The organism is Nocardia sp. NBC_01327 (assembly GCF_035958815.1).
Lineage (GTDB): Bacteria > Actinomycetota > Actinomycetes > Mycobacteriales > Mycobacteriaceae > Nocardia.
Window position 1 is genome coordinate 4,764,256 of sequence record NZ_CP108383.1, and the last position, 15,864, is coordinate 4,780,119.

At 66.0% G+C, this 15,864-nt stretch carries 17 protein-coding genes; 5 read left to right on the plus strand and 12 right to left on the minus strand.

Annotated features, from left to right (window positions below; genetic code table 11):
* Positions 1–77: 77 nt before the first annotated feature.
* The 8 genes from ssb to OG326_RS21770 all read right to left on the minus strand — a co-directional run bounded on the left by ssb (position 78) and on the right by OG326_RS21770 (position 7,084).
* Positions 78–527 carry a single-stranded DNA-binding protein gene (gene ssb, locus OG326_RS21735; protein WP_327138933.1) on the minus strand — a complete coding sequence of 150 codons (450 nt, stop codon included), beginning with the start codon at positions 525–527 and terminating at the stop codon, positions 78–80.
* A 382-nt stretch (positions 528–909) separates the two neighbouring features.
* Complete coding sequence (locus OG326_RS21740; RefSeq protein ID WP_327138934.1) at positions 910–1,131, minus strand: hypothetical protein; 222 nt, start codon at positions 1,129–1,131, stop codon at positions 910–912.
* Positions 1,132–1,190: 59 nt separating this feature from the next.
* Entirely contained in the window at positions 1,191–2,063 is an 873-nt protein-coding gene (locus OG326_RS21745) for a bifunctional DNA primase/polymerase (RefSeq protein WP_327138935.1), read from the minus strand.
* 79 nt (positions 2,064–2,142) lie between these two features.
* Complete coding sequence (locus tag OG326_RS21750) at positions 2,143–3,954, minus strand: ParB/RepB/Spo0J family partition protein (RefSeq protein WP_327138936.1); 1,812 nt, start codon at positions 3,952–3,954, stop codon at positions 2,143–2,145.
* 138 nt (positions 3,955–4,092) lie between these two features.
* Positions 4,093–4,299: a hypothetical protein gene (locus OG326_RS21755; RefSeq protein ID WP_327138937.1), complete on the minus strand. Its 207-nt coding sequence runs from the start codon at positions 4,297–4,299 to the stop codon at positions 4,093–4,095.
* 137 nt (positions 4,300–4,436) lie between these two features.
* The gene (locus OG326_RS21760; RefSeq protein WP_327138938.1) at positions 4,437–5,669 is read right to left on the minus strand and encodes a hypothetical protein; all 1,233 of its coding nucleotides are present in this window, start codon (positions 5,667–5,669) and stop codon (positions 4,437–4,439) included.
* A gap of 85 nt (positions 5,670–5,754) precedes the next feature.
* Complete coding sequence (locus tag OG326_RS21765) at positions 5,755–6,336, minus strand: hypothetical protein (protein WP_327138939.1); 582 nt, start codon at positions 6,334–6,336, stop codon at positions 5,755–5,757.
* Between the two features lie 46 nt (positions 6,337–6,382).
* A complete protein-coding gene (locus OG326_RS21770) occupies positions 6,383–7,084 on the minus strand; it encodes a hypothetical protein (RefSeq protein WP_327138940.1) in 702 nt (233 codons plus the stop codon).
* Between the two features lie 231 nt (positions 7,085–7,315).
* Here OG326_RS21770 and OG326_RS21775 point away from each other — a divergent pair, with 231 nt between their 5' ends.
* Positions 7,316–7,504, plus strand: a complete 189-nt coding sequence (locus OG326_RS21775) for a hypothetical protein (RefSeq protein WP_327138941.1) — start codon at positions 7,316–7,318, stop codon at positions 7,502–7,504.
* On the opposite strand, the gene OG326_RS43055 is transcribed toward OG326_RS21775, so the two are convergent.
* Together OG326_RS43055 and OG326_RS21780 are read right to left on the minus strand one after the other, a co-directional pair.
* Entirely contained in the window at positions 7,491–8,039 is a 549-nt protein-coding gene (locus OG326_RS43055; protein WP_442790816.1) for an Rv3235 family protein, read from the minus strand. The genes OG326_RS21775 and OG326_RS43055 overlap by 14 nt on opposite strands.
* Positions 8,040–8,107: 68 nt before the next feature.
* Positions 8,108–9,211: a DUF4192 domain-containing protein gene (locus tag OG326_RS21780; RefSeq protein ID WP_327138942.1), complete on the minus strand. Its 1,104-nt coding sequence runs from the start codon at positions 9,209–9,211 to the stop codon at positions 8,108–8,110.
* Between the two features lie 929 nt (positions 9,212–10,140).
* Here OG326_RS21780 and OG326_RS21785 point away from each other — a divergent pair.
* Positions 10,141–10,329: a helix-turn-helix transcriptional regulator gene (locus tag OG326_RS21785; protein WP_327138943.1), complete on the plus strand. Its 189-nt coding sequence runs from the start codon at positions 10,141–10,143 to the stop codon at positions 10,327–10,329.
* A gap of 1 nt (position 10,330) precedes the next feature.
* On the plus strand, positions 10,331–11,653 hold the full coding sequence (locus OG326_RS21790; protein WP_327138944.1) for a tyrosine-type recombinase/integrase: 1,323 nt from the start codon (positions 10,331–10,333) through the stop codon (positions 11,651–11,653).
* On the opposite strand, the gene OG326_RS21795 is transcribed toward OG326_RS21790, so the two are convergent.
* Complete coding sequence (locus OG326_RS21795) at positions 11,625–12,767, minus strand: acyl-CoA dehydrogenase family protein (protein WP_327138945.1); 1,143 nt, start codon at positions 12,765–12,767, stop codon at positions 11,625–11,627. The genes OG326_RS21790 and OG326_RS21795 overlap by 29 nt on opposite strands.
* A 68-nt stretch (positions 12,768–12,835) precedes the next feature.
* Between OG326_RS21795 and OG326_RS21800 the strand changes: the two genes are divergently transcribed.
* Positions 12,836–13,429: a TetR/AcrR family transcriptional regulator gene (locus OG326_RS21800; protein WP_327138946.1), complete on the plus strand. Its 594-nt coding sequence runs from the start codon at positions 12,836–12,838 to the stop codon at positions 13,427–13,429.
* A 94-nt stretch (positions 13,430–13,523) separates the two neighbouring features.
* Complete coding sequence (locus OG326_RS21805) at positions 13,524–15,002, plus strand: FAD-binding oxidoreductase (protein ID WP_327138947.1); 1,479 nt, start codon at positions 13,524–13,526, stop codon at positions 15,000–15,002.
* Between the two features lie 72 nt (positions 15,003–15,074).
* On the opposite strand, the gene OG326_RS21810 is transcribed toward OG326_RS21805, so the two are convergent.
* Positions 15,075–15,821 carry a S1 family peptidase gene (locus OG326_RS21810; protein ID WP_327138948.1) on the minus strand — a complete coding sequence of 249 codons (747 nt, stop codon included), beginning with the start codon at positions 15,819–15,821 and terminating at the stop codon, positions 15,075–15,077.
* Positions 15,822–15,864: the final 43 nt, after the last annotated feature.

Genomic DNA, 15,864 nt, shown 5'->3' on the forward strand with positions numbered 1-15,864 from the left:
CATACGATGAGGCGGGCTCGGTGCTGAACGGCGGCGGTGCACCCTGCGCGGCAGGGGACACCGCCGGTGATTAACGATCAGAAGTCGGGCTGGTCCCCGGCTGCGGCGGCGACGAGCGTCCGCTTGCCATGGCGTGCCGGTTGCTGCTGCGGCTGCTGGTCTGCTTCAGCGGTCGCGACTTCGACAGTGGTGAACCGCAACGAGACCGCGATGTCGTCGACCATGACCTCCGTGATCCACTGGGTGGCGCCGTTGCGGTCCTCGTAGCTGCGCTGGCGCAGCCGCCCGGTTGCGATGACCCGCATGCCCTTGCGCAAGCTCGCCGCGACATTATCGGCCATTTCGTTCCACACGACGCAGCGCATGAACGCGGCTGCGCCGTCGCGCCATTCACTGGACGCGCGATCGTAGACGCGGGAATTCTGCGCGACGGTCAGGTTCGCGACGACCTGCCCGCTGGGAAACGCGCGGTGTTCGGGATCTGCGGTGAGGTTGCCGACCAAGGTGACGATGATTTCTCCGGACATGACAATGCACTCCTTATGCGAAGGGATGAGTGAGAACCGGACCGCCTGCCCTCCGAAACCCCGATCACGGTGAATCCGTGATCGGGTGCTGCCCCGGAGGGCTGGCGATCTGCGGCTTCGCCATCAGGGGTGGGCGGGCCCCGCAGGGGCCGGCGGGGGTTCTGCGGCGCGGGATGGGGATCGCCGCGCTCTTTGCGGCGACCGGAGCGCAGCGCAGGCTCGTCCCCATGCCGTGCCGCAGGTTCATCGGCGGGAACCCGGCTCACCCCTGATCCCCTTGGGGCAGATCGCCGGGACTCCGGGAAACACCCGATGACCCAACTCGCCCCTCTCTCTTTGCTTCAGCGAGACGGCGGGGGAGGGAGCGGGACTGAAGCTGGACCTAGGTGATGGGCCTGACCCGGCGCGGGTGATCGCCGTCACGGAGCTCCCAGTCGCCGTGACTGTCGCAGTAGGCGGTGGAGAGCCAGCGCCGTATTCCCCAGCGCTCCATATCGATCCACCGGGTCGCGGGATCGGTGCATCCCATCTGATAGCAACCGAGGGTGCCGTCGGGCAATCGGTCGAAATGTCGCACGGTGCTCTTGCTGGTTCCCTTTCCCATGAGATTCCTTGTCGAATACGGTGATGGACGGACGGACAGTGCGCGGATCTGCTTGTGGCTCAGGCGCTGCCGCCGCGGCTGTTGGTTGTTGCCGCGGGGAGGTGGCGGGGTCGGCGCGCGCCGATGGTGAAGCCGCTGATGATGGTTCGCTCGAGCTCGCGGGCGGTGAACTGCTGATGCCCGATGTGCACTGCTGCGGCGCCAGCCAGGACGTCGTGAGCGTGGTGCTGGTCGAGTGCTCCTCCGGCGACCAGACGGCCGAGCGTGAACGCCGCCCGGAACAGGGCCGTGTTGCGGGTGCCGGGTACGGCGGCGGTGACCTTGCGGGTTTCTACACTGACGATGGCGCGCAGATATGCGTCCGGATTGGCCGGTGGCGCACCGGCTTCCGATGCTGGCGCCGGTGAATGTGGAGGTGCGAGCAATTGGAGTAGCCACGGGGGCAGTTCGCGGGGGTGTCGGGTGGTGAGGGCTCGGTAGTCGCCGTCGTGGGTGTGTGAGCCTGCGGCGACGACGTATCCGCCGTGGCCGCGCGAATCGATCCCCGGTGCGATCCGGGCGGCGGTGTTGGGCAGGAGTAGTCCGCCGGGCACTCGGTAGTAGAGGTGGCGGCCGCCCGGTGTGGCAACGCTGTAGGTGAGCAGTGTTGCTCGTGTGCCGATGGTGGTGGCGAGCCGGTAGAACGTCGCGGGTCCGTCGAGGCCGTGGTGGGTGTCGAGATCGATGACGTGCAGACCACTGGGACCGGTGGCGATGGCAACGTTGCTTCGGCACTGGTGCGGCCAGAAGTCTCTGATGCGGTTTTCTTCGGTGGTGGCTCGGTGCTGCCAGTCCTTGATCGCGGGGACTTTCGTGTGGGGTTGCAGTGGGAAGACGTACCAGCCCCGTGCCGCCGCGGACAGAGCAGCATCGAGGAATCGATTCGCGGACAACGGAACTCCTTCGAAGAGAAGAAGGGCGGGCAAGCTCCGCAGACGACGGAGCCTGCCCGCCCGTCAGGGGGTCAGCGGGTCAGGAGTCGATGTCGATGGTGCTGGGATCGATATCGCCGGCTGCGGCCTGCTCGACGGGGGTCAGGTGGTGGCCGTTGTCAGCGAGGAAGTGCAGGTATCGGCGTACGCCGCGGTCGGTGAAGCGCCACGCGTCCTTGCCGGTGCGCTTCTCGTACGCACCGAGCACCAGACCCAGGGTGATCACCTGGCAGCGTGTGGGTTTCGCGGTACTGATCGCGGTGAGCAGTTCGCTGCGGTATCCGGTGATGCCGAGCAGTTGGTGGGCGGTGCGGTCGGCGTTGTACTCGCTGAGCAGACCGGGTTCGTCGGTGAGAGATTCCGCGACGAACGTTGCCGCGAGCGGGGGCGGGGTCTTGCGGGTGAGGTAGCCGGTGACGTACTCGCGCCGTGCCTCGAGCGCGGCCTGGCCCTGCTTGTTGAGCTCCCGCACCCGCCGAGCGGCCTCGCGTTCCTGCTCACGACGTTCGTTCGCGACACGTTCGGCCTCGGCGCGCCGCTCAGCCGCGACTCGCGCGGCTGCCTCCCGTCGCTGGATGTCCTCGGCGGTCCCGACCTCCTGCGGCACACCATCATCGGGGGCACGAGTGCCATCGGCTTCGTCACCGCCAACGGAAACTTCATCGGTCTGCACCATGTCGGAGATGCCGTTGTTGGGGATCTCGGTGTCTTGGTCGAAGTCGGTGGCGAGTGCGAACCTGGACTCGTTCAGCCGGTCGGTACGCAGATAGCACGTCGGTTCCCACACCGGCTGGCGGTGCACGCTGTCGGCGTGCCGCTTACCGTCGGCCGGCGCGGTGTTGGGATGGCCCTGGGTTTCCCAATCGACGCTGTCGGAGTCCACACTTGCGCCGGTATCGGTATCGACGAGGGCTTCTTGATCGGTGGGATACAGGTACACCACCCAGTCGGCGGCGGTGGCGTCCAGGTCGTCGGCGGTGATGTCGCGACCGTCGGCGATGCGCAGGCGCTCGTAGTTGATGAACCGGTCGTTGTCGTCAGCGGGTTCACTGGTGAGTACCCCGAAGCCGTGCGCGGCATAGGACAGCGATTCGAGGAACCGTTGCCGTGCTTCGGCGCGATCGCCCGCGATGCGCTTGGCCTCGTAGGCGAACATCGACCGTGAGGTGGCCAGCAGACGCGCGACCGCGTCGGTGTCACTGACCTTCTCGTACTCGGCGAGGATCGCGGCCTGCTCGAAGTCGAGCTGACCGGAATCGACTGCCCGGCAAGCGGTGTCGCTGCCGCCGACGCTGACCGCGAGTTTGACGTGATCGCGTTTGCGGCCGATCTCCTGACTGATCCGGGTCAGCGATGCCCCGAAGGCGAACATTTGAGTCATCCCGGCCGCACGGTCACCGTCGGTCAACGGGATACGGCAGTCGTTGGCGTTGATCTGCTCGGCGATACGGTTGATCGCACGCTCTGCCGGGGACACCGCCGGGGCCGGGGTGACCCAGACCGGGACCCGCGGCAGGTCGAAGGCCAGCGCGGTGAGAACCCGTACCTGCCCTTCGATCACGGTGATCGTGCCATCGAGTTCCCGATAGGCCTTGACCGGTGACTCGACTCCGCGGCGCCGGATCGATTCGGTGACATCGGGGTGATCGCCGAGGTCGAACGTCTTTCGGACGTTGTCATCGATGAGCAGGTCGCCGGGCGGCAACATCAACGCTTCCTGCGCGGGCGTGGGGAAATTCGCAGGCGTTTCAACGATCGCCGATGGTTCGACCGCGACGGATGCCTCGGCGGCTGCATTGTCGAGGTCGGGGGTGGAATCGGAGGTGACAGCAAGGTCGATGGCAGTAGACATGAACCTGGTCCTTTCGAAACAGAAGGGGCGGGTACCGAAATCGCGAGGATTCCGATACCCGCCCGTGGAAGATGAGCAGAACGAGGTGGCCGATGGTCTTGTGTACGGGATGGATTCGGTCCCGCCGGATGTAGGTCGTCAGGTGCGTTTGCGGTGGGTGACGTTGAGCGGGCGCAAGGCCCAGATTCCGTCGTCGGCGGGGGAGAACAGCCAGTGCTTGCCCGACCACCCGTCGATGTCGCGGCGCCAGGTGGTGACTACGTGTTCGTCGAGATGGGAAGCGGGGCCTGCGGATCCGAAATGCGCCGCCTGCTCGTACTCCTCACGGGACATGGTGTCGATCATGGAACGAACCTCCTCGGGAAATGGAAACGGGTGAGGCACCGAACGCGCGCGGTACATCACCCGAGAGAAATGGGTTGAACTGGAACGGATTACAGCGGTATCTGAACGAAACTGATTGTGTGGCGCGGTGATTGGAGTCAGACCAGGCTCATTGCTTGCAGGGCCAGATCGTCGAGGGTGTTGGCGCGGTCGGCGTCGGAGATGGTCTGGGAGTAGCTGGTGACCGCGTTGGCGACACCGGCGGCCGTCAGCTGGCCGCCAGCGATGAAATGCGACAAGATCCCGGCGCGTTCGCTCTCGCTGAAACCCAGGCGCTTGGAAAGGGTTTCGAGGGTCTTGTCCGGCTGGGTGACCGGAGCGCCGGCAGCGTGTTCGAGTTCCTCGACCCGAGCGGCGAAGAACTCCGGCGACAACCACTGCGCGACATGATCACGCGTTTCCGCGGTGATGACCGCGAGCTTCTTGCGCAACGTGTCCTGCGACCAGGACACCGCCCCGGCGTCGAGACGTTCACCGACATGGCGGTGGGTGTGGGCGAACATGGGGACGGTCAGCCCGTTCCCACAGACCTGCACCACCAGCTCCGGGGTCAGTCGGACCGCGTGGTGGCCGGTTTCGTCGTTGCTGAACCGGAATCCGGCGAACACCACCGGCTCACTGCCGAGTTCGTACCCGTGGCCCTCACGCGCAGCCAGAGGCCGCCAACGATCGAGACTGCCTGCGACACGGCGACGTTCGGCCTCGAGCTCCGGGTTCGAAAACGCACTGCGGTAATCGGCCAGGAACCGCGGTGCCAGCGCCGACATCTGCGGGGAATACACCTTGCAGTGCATGGTGGATTCGGTCAGATCGCACCCACGGATCTCGGTGTCGGCCCCGGCATCACGGATGCCTTCGAGTACCGCGGTGAGCACGTCGAGGTTGTCGATGATCCCGTACCGATCCGACACCAGAGCGCGAAGTACCCCGGGTTGATCCGGGCGCGGTGGGGTGAACAAGCGCAGCAGAAACGACCGGTCATCGGGCTCGGGCAGCTCGGTGCCGGTGGGGCCGTGCAGCCAGCCGTTGACGTTGCCGTCGTAGAGGTCCAAGCGATTCTGCTCGCGTAAGCGGCGCAAGTACCGCACCGGGATACCGAGCTTGTCGGCGATCTGCCCGTCGGCCGTGCCGGTGGGACGGTACAGGCCATCGACGCAGGTGACGCCACGATCGTCGACGACCGGCCCGGCTCCGAACAACTCGATCATCGCGCCGGTGGCGCGAATCGAAGACGCGGAGGCAACGACATCGACCTTGGCGGCCTGCTGCTGCTCGAGCAACGGCACCAGATCCTGCAACGACAAATGACGGGTATAGCTCTCTACTGACATGAGAAGTTCGTCCTTTCAAGAGGATTGGATCAACTGCGGGGGAGTGCAAGGCGGTCGAGGCCCGCGGGATAGACACCGCGACCGTTCAGCTGCTGGACTTTCGGCGGACCGCAGCGACCAGTGCGTCTGCGGCGTCGGCTGCGATGCGGGCCTGGTGATAGCGCAGGCGGGCGATGTCTTTGCGCATTTCGGCCAATTCCTGTGCGCGCGAGGCACGATCGCAGTGCTGCGCGGCATGCGTCTGCCGATACTGCGCGACCCGCAGGTCGGTGAGGAACCGGTGCGACAAGGCGGCCAGCACGGTGTGCACCGCCTGCTGGATATGAGAGGGCTGATCGGTGAGCAGCCGGCCCACCTCGATCACCACATGGCCGGGCTCGCCCAAACTGAGCATCGGTATCCCGGGCTGGTGATCACTCCAACTCGGGTGAAACGCCGCGGTACTGACCGGCGCCCCCAACCAGCGCCCGTGCACCGACAGCCCGAAGAACCGGAACACGATCTTCGGGCGACGCTCATACCCGCCGTCGCCCAGCACAGTGTGTTCGGCCATATCGACGAACACACGCCCGTTGATAGGAACCTCACCGGCGTGGTCGATGCTGTAGCAGGTGCCGTGATCGGAGGAGTTCTCGTAGGTTTCCTCATCGAAGAAGGGAACAGACATGACAGACGGAATCCTTTCTGGTGGAGATGATTTCGACCAGTAGCAGTCACTGGATGGCTGTGGCCGGTGCAGGCGTCCAGGACGTGAGGATGTCGCCGGACCGCAGATCGGCGATCTCGATCGAATCGACCCTCTCGTCCTGTGCCCGGTTGTGCGCCAGGATCTGATCGGGGGTCGGGGTATGCGCAGTGCACGCATGCACCGCAGTCAGGAAAGGGACCATCGATCCGCGCACCGTGATGCGGGTGGCAGCGAGGACACGTTGGCCGAAATGCTCGGCCAGCTCACAGCGCGGCGGCAGTGCCACAACCACTTTCGCGCCGACCGCGAGCTTGTACAGCGCCTGGTCCTCGCGAGCGATCCACCACCCACCCGAGTGGCGGCGCACCACGAAATCGAACGGAAGCCGTGCGGTGAGCGCGCGGGCACCCTCAGCGGTCAGCGGACCGGACACCACAACGCGGACCTCGTCACCGTGATCAGTGACGGTGAAGGCCGAATCGATCGTGTAGGTCGCCGACCGGCGCTCCCGCCGACCGCTGGTGGGGTCGAGCGTGAGTGCCCCACCGGCCGAAACCCGGCGCGCCGAACAGCCGAGTTCACGCCGCGCGGCCACAGCGAGTTGCGCCGACCAGCTCGATTCGGAGATCGGCGGATCATCGCTCGAACGAGACAGCGTGACGTGCAGCAGCGAACCTTGCCGGAGCACGACAACGGTGCTGCCCTGCGGATTTCGGTATCCGGACATAAGAAACCTCCTTGGATGAAACGGACAGGAAAAGGCGTGATGTCGCCTGGATTGCTGGCCGAAGGGCCGAGGGGTGCCGGGCGGGCGCAACCCAGACGGAGCAATGAATCCGGTATGAAAGATCCTGAAAGCGAAGGGAATTCATCGACCGGCCCGGCTAGGCCCGGGGCGAGAGCCAGCTGCGCCGGATGGGTGAAGGGTTGGTGATCGGCTGGCGTGGACCACAAGGACATGTCCACGCCAGCCGACGACAGCGCGCCCGCACCGATCTCACCGCCGCGCTGGACAGCGCGGGGTGAGGTCGGTGGGGCGCATCACGCGGACACCGGCGGCGTCGAGGGCGGTCAAACCGATCCACCGATAGCGGTGCTACACGGTGTGCGATTCGAACCGTTCGGTGCCTGGTTCACCGCGGCTTGACCGCCTGCGCCGCCGGTGTAGCGTGCGCGCGTCCCACCGACCTGCTCCGCGCACCCTCATCCGACCGCCGAACACCCGGCGCTGCCTCCTCAGCGCTTCCCAGGAGGCACAGATCGGTACAGACCCACCTGCGGCTCCGCCTCTCCAACCTGGCGGCTATCGCCATGGCACGGGGTAGGCGAGTACGGAACGTGACCCATGAGGTTGCGCAGAGTTCGATCACATCTTCCGCCGGGCGGCACGTGTGCAGCGAACGCAACCGATGCAGTCCGCTCATACGATGGGAACGAATCCGCAACGCCGCCAACAACTCCGAGGTCAACGCCGCACGGAGCTGACGGGCGGGGCGCTGGTGGTTGAACACCTCCAGCACCAGCGACAGCAGATGCCACAGCTCCGCGTGCAGATCCTGAGCTTCCTGCCAGACCGGGCACTGCTCATGCCGGTGATCGCTAGGGGCCGGAACGGAGATCTGCGCAGCGTGCTGTGCGGCGATGACCTCGTCGACAGGAATCAGCATCCGAGGGTCCGACATCGCAGACTCAGCGGGTACCGGAGCGCGCGCCAGTATTGCCCAAGCGACGCGGTCGGTGGCGGTAGAGCTCACGGAGCGACCTGGATCTGCGTATCGTGCTGCGCGACACCGATATCGATGCGCAGCTCTGCAGCAGTCTCGATCCCACAGCGCACCAGCTTGTGCAGCTTCGCGGGCGGTAAGCCCACCTGCAAAGCGACGTCCAGCAGTTCGGCCATCCGATGTCCCGGATCGGCGGCCAACGCAGTCTCCAGGGCAACCCCGGCCAATGGGCCGTCGCCGCGCAGATAAGCGCAGAACGCCAACAGCGTTGCCGCTTCTGCCCGGTGTCGATCCGGCAGCGCGCGGGTCGAGAGCATCCACAACTGTTCCGCGGCAACACGATAGGTGCCGTGCGCGACACCGAACATGCAGTCACGAACAGTCGTGTCGCACAACGCCGTCGCAACCTCGGCCAGATCGACCGGAGAAACCTGTTGTGGGTTGCCCGACTGCTTGAGGACTTCCATCACGCGCCACAGCGCCTTGCGACTGTAGGCATCCGGATTACCGATACACACATCACACGCAAGGCGTCGCTGCGCCTCGGCAATCATTTGCGGCAACACCGCCGCCACCTGCTCCCGCAGACTCTCATCGACCGCAACGAGACCGAACAACTCCTCCCGGCAACCCAGAATCGGAAGCGACGCCAAGACCCGCTCCGCCGCGATCCGCGAGGCAGTCGGATCAGGCAGGGTTCCACGCTGGCGCGGGTCCCGCAGATTCCACCACGGGGCATCGGCCAGAACTCCCGCGACAGCCCACGCGCCTGCAAGGCGGACGCCGACCTTGATCAGGTGCTGCTCGAGAGTCGCCAACAGCCGATCACCACTGCGGTCGGTGACAGAACATGCGGAGGGTATGGCGAGCCGGTCATCGACGATGACAGCAAGGGCCGCAACGATATCCGCGCGCGAACACGCCTCAGCGATCCGACGCACGATGTCGGTGTCCGGTGGTTCGCCGCAGTCGTGCAGGTCCACGCGGATAGCCATGTCGACTTCGGGCTGTTCGGCGCCGCGCTGCTTGAGCGTGACGACGACCAGGGACCGTTCCGGCGTGAAGCCGAGCATGGCGGGAATGGCAGCGATGAGATCACCCGGCTCGGTGATATGCGGTTCCGACGGCATTGAAGCCTCCTTCGATTCGAAGAAAGCCCGACGGACACAACGCATTACCAACTCAACATGGCGAGCGCCGTGCCCTTCGGGGCGGTGGGCGCAACGCGTCGACACCGGCGGCGTGAGTGGGCGGTCAAGCCGAGAAACGCACGCACACGGCCACGAATGAACAGTTCGGACCGCCGGTCCTCGGGCAGACGCGGCTTGACCGCCCGCGCCGCCGGTGTAGCGTGCGCCCGCCCACCGCCCCGAAGGAACGGACGCAAGAATCCCAAATAGTGGGTCGAGCGTGCAAGCGCAGACCAGTCCGCCATGGAGACTCCAGTTGGCCGCTGCCGCCGACAAGCCCCGCCGAAGGCTGCGGCGGTGGAGTCCCATTTCCGAATTGGATGACATCCCATATTGGTTGTTCTCGTTCCGATTGCGTCGACGGTGCAGCGGTTGGAACCTGAAATTGTCGATGTATGGACGCTCTCAGATCGTCCCTGCAGCAAAACCTCGTGACTTGCACAATGAGGCTTCGCTTGAGGTGGTGATGGAAAGGTGCGCTACCCATCTCGATGTCTTTGCCGCGGGTCCTGGAATTTCCGCCGGGCGTGACAGTAAATCCTCGGCAACACTTGCGGGTCTTGATTGGGCCTGGTCCTGAAGGCAGGGTCGGTGACGTCCACGGCTGATGGATACCTGATCAAAGTGCAAGCAGCGCAACCGCTGTGCGTGCATCGCCGAGGCCGAGTTGGTCACGGGGCTGGTGTTCCTGCCTGTAGATCCGGCGACCGATATATCCGGCCGCTCCGAGTACTCGGCCATGGCCGAGATCTCGCGGTGGCCGGTTCTGGAACGAGTGCTACGCCATCGATGGGGCGATCACGGAATTGTAAGGGCTACAACAAATGTCGGAACTTCGGGCTGCGGCCCGATTGGATTGGAGGCCAATGATGGACTTGCCAGACAATCGGTTGTGGACTGTGGAGGAGACAGGCTATTTCCTCGGTATTTCAGTTAAGACGCTTTACCAGTGGCGATGGCTCGGCGAGGGTCCGCCTGTGACCACGATTGGGCGGCGACTGCGGTATGACCCGTCAACCGTGAAAGCTTGGGCCGAAAACGGCTCCGAGGCGGCCTGATATGGCGCATGTGGAAGATCGCTGGTATCGGCCGAAGCAGGACGGTGAAGGCCGAATCGTGCTGACCAGTCGCGGCAAACCGGTCATGGAGCCGACCGCTTCCCACGGCAAGGGCCTGCGTTACCGGGTGCGATACATCGATCCGGACCGTGGTGAACGATCGAAGTCGTTTCCGGACAGGCAGAAGAAGCGTGCCGATGACTTTCTGATCGAGGTCGAATCCGACAAGCGGGAGGGAAAATACATCGATCCGAAGTTGTCGCGGAAGACGTTTCGGCAACAGGCGGAGAACTGGTACAAGGTGCAGTCGACGGATCCAGCGACTCGGCTGGTGTTGCGGCAGCGGCTGGAACGTCGGATCTATCCTAGGCTCGGCGATTTGACTTTCGATCGGATCGAACGGCCCGCAACGATCCGTGATTGGGTCGGCGATCTTGATGAGCGAGGCTTCTCGGAGAACTACAAGGCAGTGCTGTTCACGGTCGTTTCGGCAGTGTGTGAGTCCGCAGTGGACGATCGGATCATTCGCCAGAATCCATGCAAGGCCAAGACAGTTCGCCGTCCGATCGGAAAGAGTCCGAAAGTCGTTGTGTGGCAGGAGGAGCGGTTGCGCAGCGTGTGTTCAGGCCTGCCGCAGCGGTTCGGCATTGTCACGAAGCTCGGCGCTGGTCTGGGGTTACGACAGGGTGAGATTCTCGGCTTCTCACCGGACGATATCGACCGTCGCATGAAGGTCGTTCGCGTCGAGAGGCAGCTCAAGACGGTCAAAGGCGCCATGATGTTCGCGCTGCCCAAGGGCGGCAAGACTCGCGAAATCCCGATGGCCGGCAGTCTTCTGGCCGATATCGATAGCCACGTGGAGCAGCACGGAACTGCGCTGGTCACGTTGCCGTGGGGGCACCCGGACGGTGAACCTGTGACGGTGCGCCTGCTCGTCACCGGTGAGGCCGGCCGCTTATACAGCGGCGATGTGTTCAACAAACTCATCTGGCGGCCCGCATTCGCCGCCGCTGGCCTAACCTATGTGCGGAGAGCGGATGGCATGCACGCTCTCCGGCACTATTTTGCCTCGGTGTTGCTGTCGATGGGTTGCTCCGTGAAGGAGTTGGCGGAGTTCCTCGGCCACAACGACCCGGGGTTCACCCTGCGCACGTACACCCATCTGGTGCCGTCGAGCCTCGATCGTGCACGGTCGGCCATCGACACCGCGCTCGGCCGGATCGATCCGCCGACGGCCTACAGACGGCCTGGGCGGGTGAATCGCAGCAGCGCGCGGGTGCTGCGACCTCGCAGAATCAGCCGTCTACCAGGCTCCTCGCGATGACAAGACGCTGAATCTGGTTGGTGCCCTCGAAGATCTGGGTGATCTTGGCTTCCCGCATATACCGCTCGACCGGGAAGTCCTGGGTGTAGCCGTAGCCGCCGAGGACCTGGACGGCGTCGGTGGTGACCTTCATGGCGGCGTCGGTGGCGATGAGTTTGGCGACGCTGGCCTGGCGGGAGTAGGGGAGGCCGGCGTCGCGGCGGCGGGCGGCGTCGAGGTAGGTGGCGCGGGCGGAGTCGACGGCGGCGGACATATCGGCGAGGACGAAGCCGAGGCCCTGGTGGTCGATAATGGCGCGGCCGAAGGCTTCTCGCTCCTTGGCGTAGGCGACGGCGTCGTCGAGGGCGCGCTGGGCGATGCCGGTGGCGACGGCGGCGATGCCGAGGCGGCCGGAGTCGAGGGCGCTGAAGGCGATCGAAAGTCCTTGGCCGGGTGCGCCGATGAGGCGGTCGGCGGGGAGGAGGGCATTGTCGTAGGCCGCGGTGGTGGTGGGGACGGCGCGCAGGCCCATCTTCTCCTCGGGCTTACCGAAGGACAGACCCTCGGTATCCGCGGGGACCAGGAAGCAGGAGATACCGCGCGAGCCCTCGCCGGTGCGCGCGAAGAGCGTGTAGTAATCGGCCTTGCCGCCGTTGGTGATCCACGCTTTGGTGCCGGTGATGCGATAGCCGCCGTCGGTCTCGACGGCCCGGCAGCGCAGCGCGGCGGCATCGGATCCGGCATGCGCCTCGGACAGGCTGTAGGCGCCGATCAGGTTGCCCGACAGCATCTCCGGCAACCAGCGCTCCTGCTGCTCGGGGGTGCCGTAGCCGAACAGCGGATGGCAGGACAGGCTGTGCACGCTCACCGCGACCGCCACGGCGGCCCAGCGCGCACCCAGTTCCTCGAGCACCTGCAGGTACACCTCGTACGGCTGCCCGCCACCGCCGAATTCCTCCGGATACGGCAGGCTCAGCAGCCCGGCCCGCCCGAGCGCGCGGAAGGCCTCCTCGGGATAGCGTTCCTGCTTCTCGTAGGCGGCGGCATTCGGTTCCAGGACCTTGTCCGCGATATCCCGGGTGAGCTCGATGAGGTCGCGGGCTTCGGACGTGGGCAGCAGGCGGTCGACGGGCATGGTCGAGACATTACGACCAGCACCCAATTGCGTGCAAGGCAGCACGCAATTACGGCTAGACTGAGGCGGTGTCAGCTGCCCTGCCCCCGAACAAACACCAGGAGAAGAGCCTGCGTACGCGGGCGCTGCTGCTGGACGCCGCCATCGACAGCCTCGCCGAGGTCGGCTACGCCAGCGCCTCCATCGCCGATATCACCGCGCGGGCGGGCGTGACCCGGGGCGCGCAGCTGCACCACTTCCACACCCGGCAGGAGTTGTTCGCGCAGACCATCGAGCACCTGACCCAGCGGCAGCAGGAGGCATTGCAGCGACGGGTGCGGACCCTGGGCGCGGCATCGGCGGGGGAGATCCTGGTGCAGCTGGTGACCGCGCCGTTCGCGGGCAAGCTGGGCAAGGCGGCGGTCGAGCTCTACGTCGGCATTGCCAATGAGCGTGAGCTGCGCCGGAATATGCTGCGCGTCCAGCACGAACTGACGGTCGAGCTCCTCGACGCGTGCGCACAGCGCATCGATGTCTCCCGGGACCGTCTCGAATCGGCCTTCTGGCTGACCATCAATCTGGTGCGCGGTGCGACCCTCGACGAGATGGTCGGGCGGGATCGATTGCGCCGCAAGCAGGTTCTCGCCGACTGGGCGCGCATGGCCGACGGCCTGCTCGGCTGAAACGGGATGCCTGACGGCCGCGATACACCGGCCGTAAGGACGTTCTGAATACCGCCCGGTGCAGCCGGGCGCAGCCTCGGGGGAGGGCATCGCCATGGCGATGAATCGGCGGAGCCTGTTGCGCGCCACCGCATTGGGTGCGGCGTGCGCCGGCCTGGGACTACGATCGATATCCGGTGGTGCGCCGGAATCGGCTGCTGGGCAAGTGGATTGGAATGCCCTGCGGCAGCGGCTGACCGGAACGCTCGCGCTGCCCGCGGATTCGGACTACGCGACCGCGAAACTGGCCTTCAACCCGCGCTTCGACGATCGGAACCCGGCCGCCGTCGTGCGCATCGCCGGGGCCGCGGATGTGCAGGCGTGTGTCGCCGTCGCGGCGGAGTGCGCCCTGCCGATCGCGGCCCGCAGTGGCGGCCACAGCTACGCCGGATACTCCACGCCCGACGCAGGATTGATTGTCGATGTGGGAGCGATGAATTCGGTGCAGGTCGCCCCGGACGGCACCGCCACGATCGGCGCGGGCGCACGACTGATCGACGTGTACGCAGGCCTGGCCCAGGCGGGGCGCTGCCTGCCGGGCGGTTCCTGCCCGACGGTCGGCATTGCGGGGCTGACCCTCGGCGGCGGTCTCGGCGTGCTGGCGGGCAAATACGGATTGACCTGTGACAACCTGCTTTCCGCGCAGATCGTCACCGCGGACGGCGTCCTGCGCCGGGCCGCCGCCGATTCCGAGCCGGATCTGTACTGGGCGCTACGCGGCGGTGGCGGCGGGAACTTCGGCGTCGTCACCGAATTCACCTTCCGCACGGTCGAGGCCCCGCAGCTCGCGGTCTTCCAGGTGCGTTTCCCCGACGGAGCACTGACCGATGTACTGGGGGCCTGGCAATCGTTCACCCGATCGGCCCCGGACGAATTCTGGTCCACCCTCGGCATTTCCGCCGGAAGCCCGCCCTCCTGCCGCATCAATGGCTGCTACGTCGGGACCGAGAGCGATATGAACGCGCTCCTCGACAAGCTGGTGGCGGCCACCGGAGCGCAAACCACCAATCGCTACTCCCTATCCCTGGACTACCTCGCGGCAATGAAATACTTCGGCGGGTGCGCGAACTATTCGACGGAGCAGTGCCATCCGAGCTGGAACGGCGGCGGGGTGCTCGGCCGGGAATCGTTCACCGCCTCATCCCGGGTACTGACCCAGCCCCTGGCGGACCCGAGCCGGCTCACCGATATGCTCACCGGCCGCGAGGGCATGGACATACTCCTCGACAGTCTGGCCGGGGCCGCGGGCCGAATCGGGGCCTGCGACACCGCCTTCCCGTATCGCGGCGCACTAGCGACCGCGCAGATCTACGTCGGTGCCAGCACTCCCGAGGCACGCACCGCGGTGAGCGAGGTCCGCGACGCGCTGGGCACTCTGGTCGGCAATACCGGGTTCGTCAACTACATCGACCACGACCTGTCGGACTGGTCGACGGCCTACTACGGCGGCAACGCCCCTCGGCTCCGCCGCATTGCCGGACAGTACGACCCGCACTGCGTATTCGGCTTCGATCAGTCGGTGACGAAGATGTGAGCCCTGTGCTGCCGAATGGCGCGCTCCTGTGCCTGGGCATGACTGGCCCAGTGGGAATTTCGCGGCTGTCGCTCAGAACGGGGCGGGCAGCCGGGTGTAGACGCCGGGGAATCCCGCCTCGGCCGCGCCCCGGCCCCACGAGGTGATACCGACCAGCTTGCCGTCGTCGCCGAGCAGCGGTCCGCCACTGTCGAAGTCGCCGGTATCGGCCTTGGTCGATCCGGCGCACACCATCTCGCGCGCATCGAAGGCGCCGGGGTAGGCGCGGGCGCAGTCGGCATCGGTCGCGAACGGCACGGTCGCACCGCGCAGTCGGATATTCGAGCTGTCGTTGTCGGAGGTCCCACCCCAGCCGAGAACGGTGGCCGAACTGCCGTGCGGCGCGGCGATCTGCACGGTCGGCCGGTCCTGCGGCTGAGTCAGCGTCAGCACGGCGACGTCGTGGTGATACACCAGCACTCCGTCCACATCGTCGGTGCGGAAGTCCGGATCGATACGCACCGCGGTCACGGTCTCGGTGACCCCGTCCGCGGACTGCAGATCCGAGCGCTCGAAGGTGACCGTCAGCCATTCCGGCAGCTGCTGTGCGACCTGCACGCAGTGCGCCGCGGTGAGCACCTGATCGGGTGCGATGAGAGCGCCTCCACAGAACTGTCCGGAGGGGCGCGCGAGGTGGAACAGCGGGCTGCCGACCGCCGCGAGCCACGGGTACGCGGAGGCCTGCACCTCGCCGCCGCCGACCACCGCACCGGCGGATCCGGGAACCAGGCATCCGAGGAGTACCGCGAGGACGACCGCGATCCGGCGAGGGAAAGACACCAGCGCACCTTCCGCGATCGGACGAGCAGAACGATTCATTCAA